15 protein-coding genes are annotated in these 17,307 nt (G+C 60.1%); 6 read left to right on the top strand and 9 right to left on the bottom strand.

Features of this window, described 5'->3' with window-relative positions:
* The first annotated feature begins 368 nt into the window (after window positions 1–368).
* Complete coding sequence (locus PA598K_RS17105) at window positions 369–1,919, top strand: hypothetical protein (RefSeq protein ID WP_128658129.1); 1,551 nt, start codon at window positions 369–371, stop codon at window positions 1,917–1,919.
* Between the two features lie 306 nt (window positions 1,920–2,225).
* On the opposite strand, the gene PA598K_RS17100 is transcribed toward PA598K_RS17105, so the two are convergent.
* The 9 genes from PA598K_RS17100 to PA598K_RS17060 all read right to left on the bottom strand — a co-directional run bounded on the left by PA598K_RS17100 (window position 2,226) and on the right by PA598K_RS17060 (window position 13,057).
* On the bottom strand, window positions 2,226–2,456 hold the full coding sequence (locus PA598K_RS17100) for a cysteine-rich CWC family protein (RefSeq protein ID WP_260405457.1): 231 nt from the start codon (window positions 2,454–2,456) through the stop codon (window positions 2,226–2,228).
* A 23-nt stretch (window positions 2,457–2,479) separates the two neighbouring features.
* Window positions 2,480–3,385, bottom strand: coding sequence for a glycoside hydrolase family 43 protein (locus PA598K_RS17095; RefSeq protein WP_185602041.1), 906 nt, complete (start codon window positions 3,383–3,385; stop codon window positions 2,480–2,482).
* Between the two features lie 84 nt (window positions 3,386–3,469).
* The gene (locus PA598K_RS17090) at window positions 3,470–5,128 is read right to left on the bottom strand and encodes an MGH1-like glycoside hydrolase domain-containing protein (protein ID WP_128658127.1); all 1,659 of its coding nucleotides are present in this window, start codon (window positions 5,126–5,128) and stop codon (window positions 3,470–3,472) included.
* A gap of 393 nt (window positions 5,129–5,521) precedes the next feature.
* Entirely contained in the window at window positions 5,522–6,880 is a 1,359-nt protein-coding gene (locus PA598K_RS17085; protein ID WP_128658126.1) for an ABC transporter substrate-binding protein, read from the bottom strand.
* A gap of 122 nt (window positions 6,881–7,002) precedes the next feature.
* Window positions 7,003–7,842 carry a carbohydrate ABC transporter permease gene (locus tag PA598K_RS17080; protein ID WP_128658125.1) on the bottom strand — a complete coding sequence of 280 codons (840 nt, stop codon included), beginning with the start codon at window positions 7,840–7,842 and terminating at the stop codon, window positions 7,003–7,005.
* Between the two features lie 6 nt (window positions 7,843–7,848).
* Window positions 7,849–8,763 (bottom strand): carbohydrate ABC transporter permease, encoded by a 915-nt coding sequence (locus tag PA598K_RS17075; protein WP_128658124.1) that lies wholly within the window; start codon window positions 8,761–8,763, stop codon window positions 7,849–7,851.
* A 199-nt stretch (window positions 8,764–8,962) separates the two neighbouring features.
* On the bottom strand, window positions 8,963–9,427 hold the full coding sequence (locus tag PA598K_RS17070; protein ID WP_128658123.1) for a hypothetical protein: 465 nt from the start codon (window positions 9,425–9,427) through the stop codon (window positions 8,963–8,965).
* 147 nt (window positions 9,428–9,574) lie between these two features.
* Complete coding sequence (locus PA598K_RS17065; protein WP_128658122.1) at window positions 9,575–11,197, bottom strand: response regulator transcription factor; 1,623 nt, start codon at window positions 11,195–11,197, stop codon at window positions 9,575–9,577.
* A gap of 48 nt (window positions 11,198–11,245) precedes the next feature.
* Window positions 11,246–13,057: a sensor histidine kinase gene (locus PA598K_RS17060; RefSeq protein ID WP_128658121.1), complete on the bottom strand. Its 1,812-nt coding sequence runs from the start codon at window positions 13,055–13,057 to the stop codon at window positions 11,246–11,248.
* A 194-nt stretch (window positions 13,058–13,251) separates the two neighbouring features.
* On the opposite strand from PA598K_RS17060, the gene PA598K_RS17055 reads away from it, so the two are divergent.
* From PA598K_RS17055 to PA598K_RS17035, 5 genes are all read left to right on the top strand, one after another.
* Window positions 13,252–13,911, top strand: coding sequence for a hypothetical protein (locus tag PA598K_RS17055; RefSeq protein WP_128658120.1), 660 nt, complete (start codon window positions 13,252–13,254; stop codon window positions 13,909–13,911).
* Window positions 13,912–14,034: 123 nt separating this feature from the next.
* The gene (locus tag PA598K_RS17050) at window positions 14,035–15,198 is read left to right on the top strand and encodes a GIY-YIG nuclease family protein (protein ID WP_128658119.1); all 1,164 of its coding nucleotides are present in this window, start codon (window positions 14,035–14,037) and stop codon (window positions 15,196–15,198) included.
* A gap of 247 nt (window positions 15,199–15,445) precedes the next feature.
* Window positions 15,446–15,796, top strand: a complete 351-nt coding sequence (locus PA598K_RS17045; RefSeq protein WP_128658118.1) for a PadR family transcriptional regulator — start codon at window positions 15,446–15,448, stop codon at window positions 15,794–15,796.
* The gene (locus PA598K_RS17040) at window positions 15,789–16,466 is read left to right on the top strand and encodes a permease prefix domain 1-containing protein (protein ID WP_128658117.1); all 678 of its coding nucleotides are present in this window, start codon (window positions 15,789–15,791) and stop codon (window positions 16,464–16,466) included. Before PA598K_RS17045 ends, PA598K_RS17040 begins: the two co-directional genes overlap by 8 nt.
* Window positions 16,463–17,029, top strand: coding sequence for a DUF4825 domain-containing protein (locus PA598K_RS17035; RefSeq protein ID WP_128658116.1), 567 nt, complete (start codon window positions 16,463–16,465; stop codon window positions 17,027–17,029). The genes PA598K_RS17040 and PA598K_RS17035 overlap by 4 nt, the downstream gene beginning before the upstream one ends.
* The last annotated feature ends 278 nt before the right edge of the window (window positions 17,030–17,307 follow it).

Below are 17,307 nucleotides of genomic sequence, written 5' to 3'. Positions count from 1 at the left end.
GAGCCTTTGGCTCGGGCCATCGCAGGGCGCTTTCCCGACCGACTCGTGGACCCGAGCGATCCGGGGAGCTTCCGCGAACGACTCTCGATCCCGGGCCATCGCAGGGCGCTTCCGCGTCCGGCGCTTTGGCAGGCGTCTGCCTGCTACTTTTTCAGCAACACGTCACAATGCCTTCGCTCCCCTCAGGATTTCGGGGGACGAAGGCTTTTTTTGCTATCGCTGTTGATGCAGCAGCTGTGAGATACCGGCTGTACATGTCTGTAAATGCTGCCCTATCCCGGAAACTTGGTACTCCCGCAAGATGGCCCGCACCGTTCAGGAAATGGTATCCTAGTGCTAGCAACCTATTATTCCCGGAGGTGCGATGAATGAACGAGATGCAGAAGAGCTATCGGTTGTTGCGCGAGATCAAGTCTCAATTGCCCGAGGACAGCTGGGTCATCCAGGCCGGTGATCGGCATGGCGGCGAGTTCGACGATATGCCCGTACTGGTGCACAGTGGCGATCTGCAGCTGGACAACCTCGACCTGGATGCGCTGGAGCCACCTTCGCCGCCAGAGGGCGCTGCCTCGGGCGAGCTGTTCCTGCTGCTGGTGGACGGCAATCTGGTGGTCGACGGACTAATCTACAATGACCATACCGACGGAGCCGTCGGCCTGATCGTCACCGGCAATGTCAGCGCCCGGCGTATGGTCGTCGGCGGACAGGAGATTTATGTCGGTGGCGATCTGGAGATCTCCGAGCTGTTCTGGGGCGACTATAATCACGGCGAGCTGGTCGTCGCTGGCGATGCGAGCGCGCCGGTGTGGGCCGAGACCGAAGGCTACCGCGTCCGCGTGCGCGGCCGTCTCGACACGGCGATGCGCGTGACCGATTGGGACGAAGCCGTGATGGGCTCCGAGCCGCTGGCCGGGCAGAGCATCCTTAGTCCCGACTGCCGGAGTGATCCAGACGACGCGACGCCTGACCGGAATCAGGAACTATTCTCACGCGCGGAGTCGCTGTTCATCCCGGAGTGGCAAGTTTATCTGCGCATGCATGAGGCAGGTGGCGAACAGGAGCGCGGCGTGCTGCCTGAAGTCAGCTACGCAGCGTTGGCTCGCCTGACGCAACCTGCATGGATACCTGCGGAGCCCTACGACGAGGAGAGCTATGGGTATGAAATTTGGCGGGACGATATGTTCTTCCGCGTCCTTATCACCGCTGATCGACCCGAGGCGTCGCCGAGCTATCGCAGTGTCTACTACGAGCAGGACGAGCAGTGCGGGATATTGATCGAGACGCCGACGGACGGGAGCGAGGAAGTGTACATACAAGTGCATCTGACGCAGGACGAGGATTCCGGGTGGTATGTATACGACGAGTCCGAGCCAGGGCCGTGGATCAAGCTGCACGCCGACGGTTGGCGGACGCTCCATGAGGCGATGGCTGTATTCGAATCAAGCGCGACCCAACTCCAGGCAGAGTCGATACATGAGCTGCTGGCGATGCCGCTCATCGCCCCGTATGACGACTATTACGACGATGATCGCAACGGCTTCTGGATGGGTGATTTGTACTATGCTTTCCGGCAGGCGGATGATGAGGAAGGCGCGTTATTGAAGGTGGGACGCGAGGTGGAAGGGCCTGACGAAGAGATGGAGCTGGCATGTTTTTACTATGAGGCGCAGCGTCAACTGGATGGCTCGGAGATCGTCTTCATCAGCTACATGGAGGACGAGGACAACGACGAGGATATCGAGCTGAGCTATGTGGGCGGCGCTCGCCTGGAGGAGGCGATCCGGCTCTTCCATATCGCCCGCAAGCGGCTGCTCCAGGCCAACGCCGAGCTGCTGTCCGGCCAGCTCCCCTTCGATGCGGACCGCTTCGCGACCAAGTATTGGCGCAAGCAAGGTTACCTGGCCGGTCGATTGCCCTGAGCGCGAAGGGTTTCTTCTGAGGACAAAAGTGTGAGCTGAACAAATGTAAAAGTACCTTTATTTACGGCGAAACTACTCTCAAACCGGTAAACAACTGCAAAAGTACGCTTAATATCATTGGAATCGCCTGATTGAAGGGCTTTCCCCAAAAACAACTGTACTTTCGCAGTTAAATCCAATTGCGGAGCGGTTTGGGGCTCATTTAAAGGTATTATTGCAGTTAAGCCAATGGACTGTACTATCTGTAGATGCCCAAGAGCAAGGTCAATTATGGCTCTGCCCCTGTCCCCATATCCGCAAACGTCGCTATCTCCCGGTCGCTGTCTCTCGATGGTAGGCTGCTACGCATGCTGCACAGATGCAGGCTTGACCTGCGCGCTCGGCAGGCACACGCTCGAGCAGACCGCGCGGGATGGCAGCCGCCCGGCACCAGCAGCTGTCGATCTCGGCCCCTTGCAGGATCGCGCAGCGATTGTCCCCGCCGCAGAGGGGGCAGCGGGATGGGTCAACGTCGGCATCATACTTATCCTCTCTCACCTCGTTGCTTCCTGTCATCCCGTCTAACCCTGCCCTTCCTCCACAACGATGCTCCCATCAGCCGCTTCTGTCAGCCGCAGGAAGATGGGCCGTTCGTTCGGCGTCCGGTTGGGCGTGTGGATCGTCAGCATCAGCTCGCCCGCGAAGGTGCGGAACACCATGCCGTGTCCGCCGTCGTTGCTGTACAGCGGCGACTCGGATTGCCGCCATGGACCGATGACCTGGCCGGACTCGGAGGTGGCGAGGCCAAGCGCATAACGGTTGTCGATGAAGCCCGCCCAGAGCATATGCAGCGTGCCGCCGCTCGTGCGGAACAGATACGGCCCGTCGGTCACGTAGTTGTCCTGATCCGGGTAGCGCTCCGAGTGGAAGGGCGTCGTCCACGGCGCCTCGGAGGCGCGGAACAGCAGCTGCGGCTCCGCTGCCGCCTGCTTCAGATCGGCCGTCAGCCGCATCGCGCAGATCTCGCCGTCCGCCACCTGCTGCCACTCATGGCAGAAGACCATCCACGGCTCGCCTTGCTCATCGATATGCAAGCTGCCATCGAGCGAGCTCCAGCCCTCGGGCGTCACCGGTCCGTCGCTATGCGGCGTATACGGCCCGAGCAGCTCGTCGGCCGCCAGCACCGCCGTACCGAGCCGATCGTTGTCGCGCCTGCGGAAGGTCGCGAACATATAGTAGCGGCCATCGTATGCGTACACCTCGGGCGCCCAGAAGTTGCGTTCGGCGTAGAAGCCGGGCTCCGGTCGGAATACCGGGTACGGCCCTTCCCATGTGTCCAGATCGTCGCCGACGTAGGCGTCGAAGCCGGTGCCCGGTCCCCATATATTCGCATCCGTGCTGCCGAACATATAGTAGCGGCCTGACGCGAGGTCCGGCACTACGAACGGGTCGCGTATCTGAATCTCTCGATTGCTCAATCTCTCCATCCTGCATCTCCCCAGCTTTCCTATTAATCAACCACCGTATCGCGATCGTCGTATGCTATGGTTCGGCTCAATGCGACGCCACCGTCAGCCGTATGTCGGATAGACGATGCCGATCTGACGCTCGAGCTGCAGCTCGCCGTCGCGATACGCCAGTCCGTCATTGCCCGCTGCGGCGAAGGCGATCTCCCGTCCTGCATACGCCAGCTCGCCCTCGATCGTCCGCACGCTCATGCCGACTAAGCCGATTAGCGCCCCCGCGCGATCCGTAACGATACGCACGCCATAAGGGAAGCGCATATGCAGCTCGCCGTCGCGATAGATCTCGCAGACCTCCCTGGTGTTGATCAGCTCATAGCGCACGCCGTCCACTACGCGGCTATAGGCCGTCTCGCCGGCGACGCACTCGCCATGGTCCATATCGGCCGGGATCAGCCCGGTGAACCAGAGCTCATCCTCCGCTGTCGGCAGGATGCCGCTCAGCCGCTCCACGTAATCGAGCAGGCAGAGGATCGACGGCGAATACGTCTCGGTGTAGCCCTCGCTGCCGGTCCAGGGACTGAGCGTCTGCGCGAATCGCTCGGCATGCGAAAGCGCCGAGAGGATCGGCTGCAGCACCCAGGTCAGCTCCACATAGCGATGATGCGTCTCGAACGCATGCGCCGTCCGGATCAGGCTGAGAAAGTTGGTCGGCCCTGCCCAGCTGTTGTAGCTGGCATTCGGATCGAAGCGCGGATCGTCCATGGCGATCGACGTGTACGGATACTTGGCAAAAAACTTGCGCGTGTTCAGCAGGTAACGCCGCAGCGCCGCATCAAAAAATTCGCGGTCGCCCACCTCGCACGCGAGCACCCGCAGCAGCACATCCGACTGCACGCGCACCAGCTCGTCCTGACGGTCGCGATCGTAGAAGAAATGATCCGTCTCGTCATAGCAGTTGCGATACAGGCTGGCCAGCGACTGCTCGGCTTTGGTCCGCCACTCCTCGGCGCTCTCGCCCAGCTCCTCGGCCATACGGGCCAGATAGAGCCGCTGGCAATACACATTGGCCGTCAGATCCGGCGCCAGGAAGGGCAGGATCGGCGAGTCGGGATCACACTTCGTCGGGTCGCCATCATACGGGGTATCCGGGACATGCCAGAAGCGCGGAGACAGATCGTGCCCGGTATCGAACGTGCTGAACGCCTCGACGCAGCCGCTGCCGCGTGTGTCGCGGTACGTAGCCAGCCAGAGGTCATAACGCGACATCGCATCGTACATCGTCCGCAGGAACGCCTTGTTGCGCCCATGCAGCGCATAATGACGCCAGACGCAGCGGGCCAGCGGCGTCACGAGCTGGATCTGGCGGAACGCCGGCCCATGCTCCGTCACCTTGTACGGGAGCATGCCGTCCTCGCGCTGATGGCGCGCGAAGGAGAGGTACGTCGCCTCGGACACCTCCGGCAGGAAGCGCGAGAGAAGCTCGGCGTTGATCGTGCCGGTGCTCTCCAGCCAGCAGCCGTAGTAGACGCCGCCCTCCTGCAGGATCGGCGATTCGCCGCCTGTCGGCTTGATGCACTCCAGCAGCTTGCGCACGGCGAGCTGCCACGTCCCTGCCAGCTTGCCCTCGCGGGCGGCGAAGGCTACGCCTGACCCTCCGAATTGCTCCAGCAGCTCCGCTCTCCTGCCCGCCTCTGCGCTACCGCTCGTCTCGTCGCCCGCTTCGGGACTGGACGCCCGCAGCTTCTTTAGCAATGCTTCGTTCATCGGATACATCCTCTCTTAGCTGTTCTATCCTTAATCATGGCACAAGTTGGCTGAGCCTGCCAGCCCTCGCGCAGATGTCGCTGGTTGCGAGGAGGGCGGAGGGCCCATGATAGGCAGCTCCAGCACCACCGCAGGATATCTTGGATTGGCAGGACATCGGCACTGCCAGCTACGCCGACAGGCCCCGGCAATCGCTTGCCGCACGAAGATTGCCTGCCAGACTCTCTATGCCAATAGACTGCCGGGAACCGGCAGCCTATTGGTCTTGCTTGTCGCTGATGCCCCGCTCTGCCTGCGCACGCGCTCCTCCTCAGAGGAGGCGGCAAGCTGCCGCCCTCCCTGACCGACGCCTGGCGGATTCGTTCTCGCACGATCGCGCTTATAGCAGATCGGTTACGAGCTTTGCTTGTTGCTCTCGAAGATGCGGACCGTGCCGTTATAGAAGTCGGTGACGGCCTGATCGACCGTCTTGCGGCCGAAGCCGATCTCCTGGACGGTTTTCTCCGCCAGCGAAGCGAACTCGGTGTTGCCCGGCATGTTGTAGCTGACGTTAAACGGCTCGGTCTTGGTCGCTTCGGATACCCGGTTCGTATAGTCGTATACGACCTGCTGCACCTCGTCGGTCATCTGCTCCAGCACCGCGCGATTCTTCGACGTGACCGGCACGCCGCGGTCGTTGCCGAGCACCTTGGCCGCCTCCGGGGAGTTGATGAAGAAGTTGATCAGCATCGCCACTTCCTCCGGATGCTCGGTCTTGGCGTAGCCGGACAGCCCCTGGCTCGACTCGAAGACGACGCCCGTACCCTTGTCGCCGCGCGGCAGCTGCACCATCGTCAGCTTATCCTCGGTCAGGCTCTGATGCGCCGCCAGCTGATTGGAGGGGATCAGCCCCATCGCGACCTGTCCGGTGACGATCAGCGACTTGCTCGTATCGCCTTGCGGATGCGAGACGGCCAGCTCCGGCGTGACGACGCCGCCGCCCTTGGATGTCTCCGCCCAATACTCGAACCAGCTCTTGACGTCGGCCTCCTCGAAGCCCAGCGCATTCTCCTCCATATTGTAGAGCTGCGCCCCGTTCTGCTTCAGATAGATGTCCATGCCTTCGACGGTGAAGTTGTATGTGCCGTAGACGCCATCGAGCTTGCTGGCGATCTCGTTGCTGATGCTCGCGTAGTCATCCCAGGTCCAGCCGTCCTGCGGCAGCGCCATCCCCGCCTCCTCGAACAGCCGCTCGTTGACGACGATGCCGCGGGCATTGGCGCCTGCCGAGACGTGGACGAGCGTGCCGCCCAGCGTGCCGTACTGCACCATCGCCTCGTCCATGTCGCTCAGGTCGAGCTGCTTGCCGACATACGGCTCGAGGTCGAGCAGCACGCCTTTGCTGGCGTAGTCGACGACATTGCCCCCGAGGAAGAATACATCGGCTGCGGTGCCGGAGGCGAGCTGCGTGTTCAGCTTGTCGAAGTAGCCGGTCGACGGCGAGAATTCGCCCAATACGCGAATATGCGGGTACTCCTCCTGGAACAGCCGCAGCACCTCATTGGTGATGTCCGCGCGCTTCTGGTCGCCCCACCACATGATGCGCAGCTCGACCTCCTCGGCCGTTTGCTCCTGACCGCTCCCGGACGATCCCTTCGGCTCGTTGGTCGACGTGCCGCCGCTCCCTGCTCCCGGGCTGCCTGTGCCGCCGGAGCAAGCGGTTACCATCGTCAGCGCCAGGATCAGCGCCCCTGCCAGCATACGTTGTTTCATATTCGATCTCCCCCATACGTTTAGTGTGTACTTGCAGTGTGTGCTTTCATTAGTTATCTTAAGCCAAGCGCGACGGCGATTGAATGCGATTCCTTCGGCTGTTGATTCGTTATTTTTTCGGTTTATTTTAAACCGGTCGTCGCGATGCCCTCCAGAAAGTAGCGCTGGAAGAACATGAAGATAAGCGAGATCGGCAGCAGCGACAACGTCGACATCGCCAGCAGCGCGCCCCAGTCCGAGGAGCCCGAAGGGTCGAACAATGAGCGGATGCCGAGCTGCACGGTGAAGAGACGAATATCGCTCAGGTAGATCATCTGGCTGAAAAAGTCGTCCCACGTCCAGATGAAGGTGAAGATCGCCGTCGTGATCAGCGCAGGCAGCAGGAGCGGCAGGATGATCCGCCAGTAGATCTGCGATTGGCCGCAGCCATCGATCGTCGCGCTCTCGTCGAGCTCGCGCGGGATGCCGCGGATGAATTGTACCATCAGCAGGATAAAGAAGGAATCGGTCGCCAGCCACTTCGGCAGGACGAGCGGATAATACGTGTTGATCCACTGCAGCTCGTTGAAGATAATGTACTGCGGGATCAGCGTCACATGGTACGGCAGCATGATCGTCACCAGCATGAGCGCGAACAGCAGGCTCTTGAAGCGAAAGTTCAGCCGCCCGAAGGCAAAGGCCGCGAGCGAGCAGGTGATGACGTTGCCGAGCACGCTGAGCACCGAGATCACCGCCGAATTCAAGAAAAACGTCTTGAAGGAGATGCCCGAGAGGCCGCGCCAGCCGTTAATATAGTTGTCGAGCGTGAACTGCGAGGGCCATAGACCCGGCTGCGAGAAGATGAGCTGATTGGGCTTAAAGGAGCTGCTGATCAGCCACAGGACCGGGTAGAGCATCAGCAGGCCGACCAGGATAATCAGCAGATGCTTGAGACCGTTGGTGTAATTAAGCTTGGCTTGCATCCTCGATTACCTCCCTTCCTTGCTGTCCCCGTAGAATACCCAAAACTTCGAGGTAAGGAACAGAATCGCCGTGAAGCCGCCGATGATCAACAGCATCAGCCAGGCGAGCGCCGCCGCATAGCCCATATTGAAGTACGAGAATCCTTGCAGATACAGATACAGCGTATAGAACATCGTCGCATCAAGCGGGCCGCCGCGTCCGTCGCCGATGACGAAGGCCGGGGTGAACACCTGGAACGAGTTGATCGTGCTCATGATTAGATTGAAGAAAATGACCGGCGTCAGCATCGGCAGCGTAATCTTGAAAAACTGTCCAAGCTTGCCCGCGCCGTCCATCTGGGCCGCCTCGTACAGATCGCCGGGCACCTGCTTCAGACCGGCCAGGAAGATGACCATCGCCGAGCCGAACTGCCAGATCGAGAGCGTGACGATCGTATAGACGATATAGTCCGGATGCGCGATCCAGGACGGTCCGCTGATGCCGAACAGACCGAGCAGCTTGTTGACCGCGCCTTCGCCGTCAAAAATCTGACGCCAGACGATCGCGATCGCGACGCTGCCGCCGAGCAGCGACGGGATGTAATAGACGGTCCGGTAGATGCCGAGCGCGCGGATGCCCTTGTTGAGCGCCATCGCCACCAGCAGGGCGAAGATAAGCCGCAGCGGCACGGACAGGAAGACATACGTGAATGTCAGCCATAGCGACCCGCTGAAGGTGCTGTCGTCGGTGAAGATCTGCTTGTAGTTGTCCAGACCGATCCAGACGGGCGAGCTGAGCAGGTCGAACTTGGTCAAGGAGAGATAGAGCGAGCCCAGCATCGGCCCGGCGGTCAAGCCGATGAAGCCGATGAGCCAGGGCAGCAGGAATAGATAGGCGGTACGATTATGCTGAGTGACCCTCAGCCGTTTGGCGGCGCGCATGGCAAGCCTCCTCCTCTGGTTGCATGAAGTCGATGACTCCATCATACCGGGGAAAGCGTGGGCGATGAATCGCATTTCTTCGGGAGTTGGCTATTAATTTTTTCGGGTGGGGTCATAGTTGGTACGAATGGAGGTGTTCTGGATACCAAGAGGAGATGTAGATGAAGATGGAGGCAGCGACTGCCTCCAGAGGTTTTACCTAGCGGTTTTCTTTTGCTTTAGTGATACAGTAAGTGAACGTAAACCCTGCGATAATGGGGATGATATCCAAATAAGTGGAGGCAGATTCCGAATTCGGAAAAAACTTTTTAATCGTTGTGTGCATGGAGATGAACTCGTGATACCCTAGATAATTTATTAACACTCCCGGAATCGTAATCATCATAAAAGGAAATGACGTACAAAGGAATAGAAGCCAGTTAAAGGACCAGGCGCCCTTAACCTTAGATAAAGACCACAACCGAAATGCCCCTAAGCCTATCCCAAACATGATCGGCATGACAAAACCCGCCAACGCAGCTAAAACATGCACAACCGTCCGGTTGCCGCCGATAGGAAAAAACGAGTGATATACATAGGTCGCTGCAAAATTCAAAACGAAAAAGTACAAACAAACAAAAACATAGATGAAAATCCCGAGCCCAACATATTTAATTACACGCATGGAACCCTCCCCTAGTCGTATACGGCTGAACGAAGCCTCGCCCAAAGACGGCTAATCCGTGGCAAACGATAACGAGATGTTCTCTTGCCGCCTTTGATGTCCCCGTATGCAAGTTTTCGGTACGCAATGTTCTCCATTCCCGGTCCTTTATAAACCGCTCCGATACTCCGAAGGCGACACGCCGTGAACCTTTTTGAATTTTGCGCTGAAGTAACTAGCGTTGGAGAAGCCGGTGAACTCGGCGATGTCCCACAGGCTGAGGGTTGTCTCCTTAAGAAGGCGCACCGCCTCGGCCATCCGTACGTCGGTTAGATACTGGATGAAGGTGCGGCCGACCTTGGCCTTGAAAAACTCGGAGAAATACGACGGGTGATAATTGAACCTCTCGGCAATCATCGTCAGATTGAGATCGTAGCGATAGTTGTCCTCGATGAACTGCCGGGCCGCCTCGATGACGCTCTGCTCGGCGTCGCTGCCGGTCTGCTCGGCGTGCTCGGAGATCCGCGTCGCAATCTCCATCAGGAACGCCGCAGCCTGGGCCGTACTGTCCAGACTTAGCGCCCGCTCCGGCCGCAGCCATAGCTGCTGGCGACTCTCCAGCGTCACTCCCGCCTCGGCGGCCGCGCTCTCGAGCAGCAGATAGAGCTGGAAGATCAGCTTGACGAAGCCCGCTCGCGAGGCCGCATGAGCTTCCTCCAGCGTCTCCGTCATCGCGAAGCGCAATGGCTCCAGCTCGCCGCGAGACAGATAACGCCGCAGCACCTTGATCGTCTCCTCAGGGATCAGCGCCGTCGCTGTCTGTCCGCCAATGTCGCCCCCCTCCCCGATGGCGACATCGCCAGCGGCCATCCGCCAGGCAATTAGCGAGGAGAGATGACCGTCCCGCCAAGCGCCGAAGCCCTGCACTGCTTCACTGACGCCGACATGGACCTCCAGCCGCAGATACCGCCCGATCTCATCCCGGAGCACCGCCCCTAGCCGCTCGGCCTGCTCGGCCGAACCGACCAAGATCAGATGCATCAGCCCGGGAGCATCGGCATCGCGGTACACCTCCAGCCTCATTGCTATCCGAGCCGTATGGTCAGAATCCGGGCCTCGCTCCGCCTGCCAGCGCTCGGCGATCTCGCGGCAGAGCAGCTCTAGTGCGAGACGGAACTGCTCGGGCGTCCGCTCGGGCGCCTCGGCTGCCGTGGACAGGCCGACCGTCAGGAAGCGTACCTCTGCCGCGCTCCACGCCTCCAGACCGAATCGCCGCGCTGGCTCCAGCACGGCATCGGGCTGCGCCTGATCCAGCTCGCCCCGGACGAGCCGGACGATCAGATGCTCCTTCATCTCGCGGGTGTACTGCTCGAGCTGCCAGTGCAGCGCCGAAGCCTCCGCTCGGCTATGCCGCTCGCCGTCCAGCTCCTGCCTGATCCGCTGCAGAGCTGCCGTAAGCTCATCGCGCGTCACCGGCTTCAGCAGATAGTCGCGCACCCGGTTGCGGATCGCGGCATGCGCATACTGGAAGTCCTCATAGCCGGTGATGACGATGAGCCGCAGCGACGGGTGCTCGGCACGGCAGTAATCGAGGAAATAGAGTCCGTCCATCACCGGCATATTCATGTCAGTGATGACGATATCGACCGGCTCGCTCTCCAGCCGCTCCACGGCTTCGCCGCCGTGCCCCGCCTCGCCGACGACCCGCATGCCGAGCGCCTCCCAGTTCACCTTTAGCCGCAGACCCAGACGGATCTCCGCCTCATCATCCACGATCAGTACACGATACATCGCCATCGCTCCCTTTACTGATATCTTCTCAACGTGATACCGATTGGATCAGTCCAGCCCAGTCTCTGTCTGACCGCCTGCTACCGGCAGGATCAGCTCGATCCGCGCGCCGCCTGCCTCGCCGCTAGTCCAGCTCATCTCGAATCGCTCGCCATAGTACAAGCGGCACCGAGACAGCACATTGCCCAGACCAATCTGCGCCGTACGGTTGTCCAGCATCGTCTCCAACTGCACCGAGGTTAGCTGTTGCCGCAGCCTCTCGCCGACCTCGGCGGGGATGCCCGGCCCGTTGTCGCTGACCGTCAGATGGAGACGGTCGCCCAGACGGGCGACCTCGATCCGCACCCGGGCCAGCTCCTGCGTCCGGAAGCTGTATTTTACCGCATTCTCGATGAGCGGCTGCAGGATGAACTTGATGACTGTCACGCCCGCCAGCTCGCCCTCCTGCATCACCCCAATGTCCAGACGATCGCCGAAGCGCACCCGCAGGATCGTCACATAATCCCGCACATACCGCAGCTCTTCCTCCAGCGTCACGAGATCGTCGCTGAACTTCAGCGAGAATCGCATCATCTTGCCGAGCGATTCGATAACCTCCACCGTATCGTTGGTGCGGCGCTGCATCGCCAGACTGCTCATCAGCTCCAGCGTGTTGAACAGGAAGTGCGGGTTGATCTGCATGAGCAACGCCTTGTACTCGGCCTGCTGGCGTAGGAGCTTGAGCTCGAACTCGGTCTTGATATGCTGCCGCAGCTGCCCGACCATCGTCCGGAAGGTCGTCGTCGCAAAACCGAGCTCGCTCGCCATCGTCTGCCTCGGCTCCGGCAATCGCTGCTCGGCGCTGTCAAAGTCGCCTCGCTGCACCTGGCGCATCGCCAGCACGAGACGCGAGAGCGGCTTGGTCACGCCATAGGACAGCCAGACGGCCAGCAGGACGGCGACGACGAGCAGCACCGAGGCGATGATGATGATGGTCCGCTGCAGCCTGAATAGCGGCGCGTACAAGTCCTTCTCGGTGACGAACCCGACCAGCGTCCAGTTGGTGCGGGGGAGTTTTTTGAAGACGATGATATCGCTGCTCCTGCCGTTGTCCCGATAGAGGACGCCGCTGCGCTTGACGCTGCTGCGGATCTCGCTCACCGCCTCGGCTGTCCCCGGATAATCTCCGTAAGTCGACTGGCCGAGCAGCGACTGGCCGTCCTCGTCGAGCAGATAGATGGTTCCGCTCTCGCCCAGATGGATGCGGTTCAGCGGCTGACGGAAGTAGTCCGCGCTCACATTGACCTTCATGACGCTCTTCGCTAGCGTCGGCTCGAAGGTGCCGACAGGCATCAGCATGCTGACGACCGGATGCGGGTTGTTGCGGAGCAGCTCGGCCTCGTCGGTATGCGCAGCGACCCAATGCCGGCTCTCGGCAAAGAAGTCGCGATACCACGGCTCGCGCATGTAATCGACCGCTTCGACGATCTTCTGCTCGGCACTGATCCATAAGCCCTCCTGACGATAGATCGCGACGTTGGACACGCTCGAGTAGCTGTTGGTCGTGCGTGTGAGGAAGGCGCTCATCTCGAGATGAGCGAACATCTTGTCCGCCTCGCTGACGGACGGATCGGTCACCCGGCGATCCCAGGTCCGGGTCGCGTCGCTGTTGAAGACGATCGAGGCGAGATCGTACACCTGCGTCTGCACCATACTGACATAGGAGCCGTACTCCTCCATCTTCTCGAGCGCCGAGGATTCGATATATGAGCGGATGATCGTCCGGGCCTCGTTGAACAGCACGACGGAAAGTGCGCCGAAGGTGAGGACGAACAGCAGGATGAAGACGGCGATCAGCCTGCTTTTGAGCGAGTAGAACATCGGAAGCGCCTCCAGTAACGCCTGGCGAGTCGGCCCGGCGTTCAGTTACGGCTATTATAATGATTCGCTGACGAATGTCAAAGGAAAACGAAGCGCCCCTGCTGCGACCCATCTACTGGAAATGATAGGTGGAATGTGACATAATGCAAGGGAACTCTTCCTACACTACCTAAAGCAATAAGGAGCCATCGAGGATGAATATAAACCTGAACATCAGAGGCCTGGCGCTGTTGGCAGCGCTATGCCTGATCGTTGCGGGCTGCAGCAATCCCCCGGTATCAAGCAAAAAAGCCCCTGCGACCCTGACCATCGCTGAGGACTCGGCTTATACGACAACGTTCCAGGATCTGCGGCTCGGCCGCTTGCTCGACTATCGTCTCGAGCTGTCGCAAGCGGACGAGAGCTGGGTGAGACTATGGGTGGAGATGTACGAGGACGGGCAACTGGACAGCCCGGAGACGCTGATTGAGCTATCGTACGGTATGCACCCCGAGCCCGTGCACGACGGACCGCTCGGCTGGGCCGTCGTCTACCCCGGCACCGACGCAGCGGCAATGTCGCTGTACACTGGCGACACCAGCGGCAGCATGGATGCGGAGGCCACGTTATTCACCGGATCGGAGGGCACCTATACCGCCTGGGACTACGCCTGGAAGCAGGGAGAGCGCCTAGCGATAGACTTCGGCGAGACGCGCGTGCTCGGGGCTTACCGGATCGGGGCGGGCAACGAGTTGCGGACATATAATCTGCAGGACGATTCCGAGATCGAGAAGATGATCGCCGGGGAGAAACGGGTATTTTTGCTTAAATTCAACCTGGAGCGCATCGAGACGCCGGACCAATCAGACGGTTAGAACTGGATCCTGTTGTCAAAGTCTGACTGGAAAATGAAAGGCGCATGCAGTAAAATAAAAACAAGAACTTGCGTTCGCTTATCATCGCGCCCAAGCCAACCTGCTGCATGGAGGTGAGCCCTCATCGCCTTTGTATTCAAAGCCCAAGACTATCCCGAGCAACCCGGCTGCTACTTGATGCGCAACAACGACGGGGAGATCATCTATATCGGCAAGGCTAAGCAGCTGCGCAACCGGCTGCGCTCCTACTTCCAGACGCGTCACACGAGCAAGCGGCTGCTCCAGCTCGTCAGCGAGATCGCTTCGATCGAGGTAATGATCGTCAACAACGAGTCTGAGAGCCTCATCCTGGAAAATAATCTGATCAAAATCCATAAGCCCGTCTACAACCGGGCGCTAAAGAAGGACAACAGCGGCTACGCCTATCTACAGATGACCGACGAACCGTTGCCGCGCATCGATGTGCTGTACCGGGACCGTCGAACGCCCGAGGAGCGTAAAGGCAAGAGCCCGCCAGCGGGGGCGCCTTCTGGGGATCAACCGCATCGATTCGGTCCGTATTACAGCTCGCGCTTCCGCAATGCGGTGCTCGCCTTCATCACCGACCATTATCGGCTCCGCAGCTGCGTCTCGCTGCCGAAGCGCGCCTGCCTGCTTTATCATATCCATCGATGCAGCGGCGTCTGCGAGGGTCATATCTCGCCCGAGGCTTACCGCGAGACGGCGCGGGAGGCGGCGCAGCTGTTGACCAGCCGAGACGGTAGGCTGATCGAGACGATGCGGGCCAAGATGGATGAATACGCCGAGAGGATGGAATACGAGCGTGCCGGCAATATGCTCTCGCATATCCGCGTCCTCGAGCGGCTGCCGGAGCGGCAGATCGTCGATCGCGAGCTCGATACGGTCCAGGAGGTGCTCTACTTCGGTCGGCGCGACGTCCTGATCGCCCGTGTCCAGGAGGGGATGCTGCGCTCCTTTGCCTTGCACCCCTATGCGGGATCGCTCGGCGAGTCGGGGCCGGATCAATTCCTGCTGTCGCACTATCGGGACCAGGCGCCCGACGAGCTGATCGTCAGCCGCGTCCAGGATGCCGCCGCCGTCCAGTCCGCGCTCCGGCGCGCCGGACGCAAGGGCTTGCGCGTCACCGTGCCTAGACGCGGGCTCAAGGCCGAGCTGCTCCGACTCTGCCGGCACAATTATGTCCACCGCACTGGCGAGGACGCCGTGGAGTCAGCCTCCCCAGCGACCGCTGCGAAGCCAGAAGCCTCACCCCAGCTCGGTTCCTGACCAGCTTCACATCCTAGCCGCAAGACGTTCCTTACGTCCGTCTACCATATGATAAGCTTCCTGCCCTCCGCCAACCCGGCGAAGGGCAGTTTTTTGGTTTGGGCAGCTGGCCGCTACCTATACCAGAGTGCGCGCGATGCCCACCGTCAGGATCATCGTCATGGCAAACAACAAATGTACACGAAGTACATTGACAGACATAGTAATATGCGAGATAATGTTCTCGACAGGAGGTGACCCTCTGACGATGACGGAGCAGGCCATCAGCAGCGAATATATCCGGGGGCATATCGATACGATCATCCTTCGTTTCCTAAGCGAAGCGGACAACTACGGCTACGAGATCATCAAGTCGATCCTGCTGGCCAGCGACGGCCAGTACGAGCTGAAGGAGCCCTCGCTCTATACGAGCTTGAAGCGGCTGGAGGCCGGAGGTCTGATCTCTTCCTACTGGGGCGATCAGAGCCAGGGCGGCCGCCGCAAGTACTATCGCATCACCCCTGCCGGAGAGGACGCCTACCGCAAGGCGGTGACCGACTGGCATCGCGCCCGCCGGTTGATCGGCCAACTGATCGAAAGGAGCTCATCCGATGAATAGCCTGCAGCAACACGTGGAGCGTCTGTTCCGCGGCTACCCGAATACGACGCGTACCCGCGAGCTAAAAGAAGAAATCCTCGGCAACCTGGAGGCCAAAGCGGCCGATCTCGCAGCCCAAGGCTGGAGCGAAGATGAAGCCAGGCAGCGTGCGGCAGCCAGCCTGACGACGCTCGACGGCTTGATGGACGATGGGATGTCGATCGCGCTGAAGCCTTATCTGGCCGAGCTGTTGCAGTGGACGATGATCTATCTAGTGGTCGCTTGGATCATTTCCATCCCGGCCCGCGCCGTCGGCACCAGTCTGGTAGTACAGCTGACGTTGATCGGAGCCTTGTTCATAACGGGCATCGGCTACGTGCTTGTGCGTCTCTTCATGAGAGGAGAGGCTCAGGCCTCATACACTTATATCAAGACCGGCAGGCTGACCAAGGCGGTGCGCATTTTGTGGGTGCTATGGGCGCTCTTCCTCGCGATCCACTGGCTGGATACGACGATCCTCCGCTTCGGCAGCAATGTCTGGTACGGACGGCCTGTCGAGATCACCGGCCCATATCAGTGGGCGGTGACGGCCTATAGCTATGCTCTGCCACTGCTGAGCCTCGTCCTCCCGCTCGCGGCTACGCGCGCGCTCCGGCTGCTCCATCGCCATGAGAGGAGAGATGCCATATGAATCGCTTAACTGGCACCTTGCTGACGCTTCTGACGGTGGCGATCGCACTATTCCTCTATATGGAGCTGGCCTATATCCCGGAGCAAGAGGCGCAGCGCGAACGATATGCAGCCGAGCAGTTGGATCCGCTGACCCATCATATAGAGGAGGTGCTGCCCTATCGACACAAGTACATGGGCAACGCCAGCAACCTCTTTCAGTTGTTCGGCCATCTGCCGCTGCAGGATCTGCGCCACACCTTCCAGCTATACCCGGAGGAGCTGACGGCAGAGTTGATTTATGAGGCTCCCGCCGCAGAAGTCGAACAGGTCGCCATGCAGCGTTCGCTCATCTACACCTCCGTCGCGGCCTTCGCGCTGATCGACAACCTGGAGCAGGTCCGTTATCGCTTCCCGGACCACATCTATACCGTCGATCGCCCGACTGCCGAGGACAGATACGGACCGCTTGAGCCGCTGCTCAATCCCGAAAGGTGGCACACCGAGGTGCAGGCCCCGCTGCGGGACGAAGCGTACGCCGGCGCACGCTTCCACGAGCTCATCCGCAGCGAGTCCACACGCTAGTCATTTCCTCCTTCGCCCTGTGGCGAACGCGCATCGCGTTTGTCACAGTTTTTTTGCTTCTCCCATACAAAACTGCCCTCAACATGCCGAAGAGGCACGGGATCGAATCTGTAGAAAAGCCTATGCTTTCGAAGTCGCTTTCTTGCAGAAAGCGTTGAAGCGTTCGCCTAAAAGCTTTTCGTAGAAAAGCTAGCTTCGAAAGCATACGCTGTCCCCGGGTTTCAACCGCTTATGCGGTACAGACCAAGAAACCTGGGGACAACAGCGATCGGAAGATC

The organism is Paenibacillus sp. 598K, assembly GCF_003851045.1.
Taxonomy (GTDB): Bacteria; Bacillota; Bacilli; order Paenibacillales; family Paenibacillaceae; genus Paenibacillus_D.
Note: the sequence above shows the minus strand (reverse complement) of the source record. Positions and strands in the feature narration are given on the sequence as shown.

Bases quoted from the DNA above. Each gene is read 5' to 3' on its own strand.
- PA598K_RS17105 (WP_128658129.1), top strand. From the start codon at position 369: ATGAACGAGATGCAGAAGAGCTATCGGTTGTTGCGCGAGATCAAGTCT.
- PA598K_RS17095 (WP_185602041.1), bottom strand. From the start codon at position 3,385: ATGGAGAGATTGAGCAATCGAGAGATTCAGATACGCGACCCGTTCGTA.
- PA598K_RS17090 (WP_128658127.1), bottom strand. From the start codon at position 5,128: ATGAACGAAGCATTGCTAAAGAAGCTGCGGGCGTCCAGTCCCGAAGCG.
- PA598K_RS17085 (WP_128658126.1), bottom strand. From the start codon at position 6,880: ATGAAACAACGTATGCTGGCAGGGGCGCTGATCCTGGCGCTGACGATG.
- PA598K_RS17080 (WP_128658125.1), bottom strand. From the start codon at position 7,842: ATGCAAGCCAAGCTTAATTACACCAACGGTCTCAAGCATCTGCTGATT.
- PA598K_RS17075 (WP_128658124.1), bottom strand. From the start codon at position 8,763: ATGCGCGCCGCCAAACGGCTGAGGGTCACTCAGCATAATCGTACCGCC.
- PA598K_RS17070 (WP_128658123.1), bottom strand. From the start codon at position 9,427: ATGCGTGTAATTAAATATGTTGGGCTCGGGATTTTCATCTATGTTTTT.
- PA598K_RS17065 (WP_128658122.1), bottom strand. From the start codon at position 11,197: ATGTATCGTGTACTGATCGTGGATGATGAGGCGGAGATCCGTCTGGGT.
- PA598K_RS17060 (WP_128658121.1), bottom strand. From the start codon at position 13,057: ATGTTCTACTCGCTCAAAAGCAGGCTGATCGCCGTCTTCATCCTGCTG.
- PA598K_RS17055 (WP_128658120.1), top strand. From the start codon at position 13,252: ATGAATATAAACCTGAACATCAGAGGCCTGGCGCTGTTGGCAGCGCTA.
- PA598K_RS17045 (WP_128658118.1), top strand. From the start codon at position 15,446: ATGACGGAGCAGGCCATCAGCAGCGAATATATCCGGGGGCATATCGAT.
- PA598K_RS17040 (WP_128658117.1), top strand. From the start codon at position 15,789: ATGAATAGCCTGCAGCAACACGTGGAGCGTCTGTTCCGCGGCTACCCG.
- PA598K_RS17035 (WP_128658116.1), top strand. From the start codon at position 16,463: ATGAATCGCTTAACTGGCACCTTGCTGACGCTTCTGACGGTGGCGATC.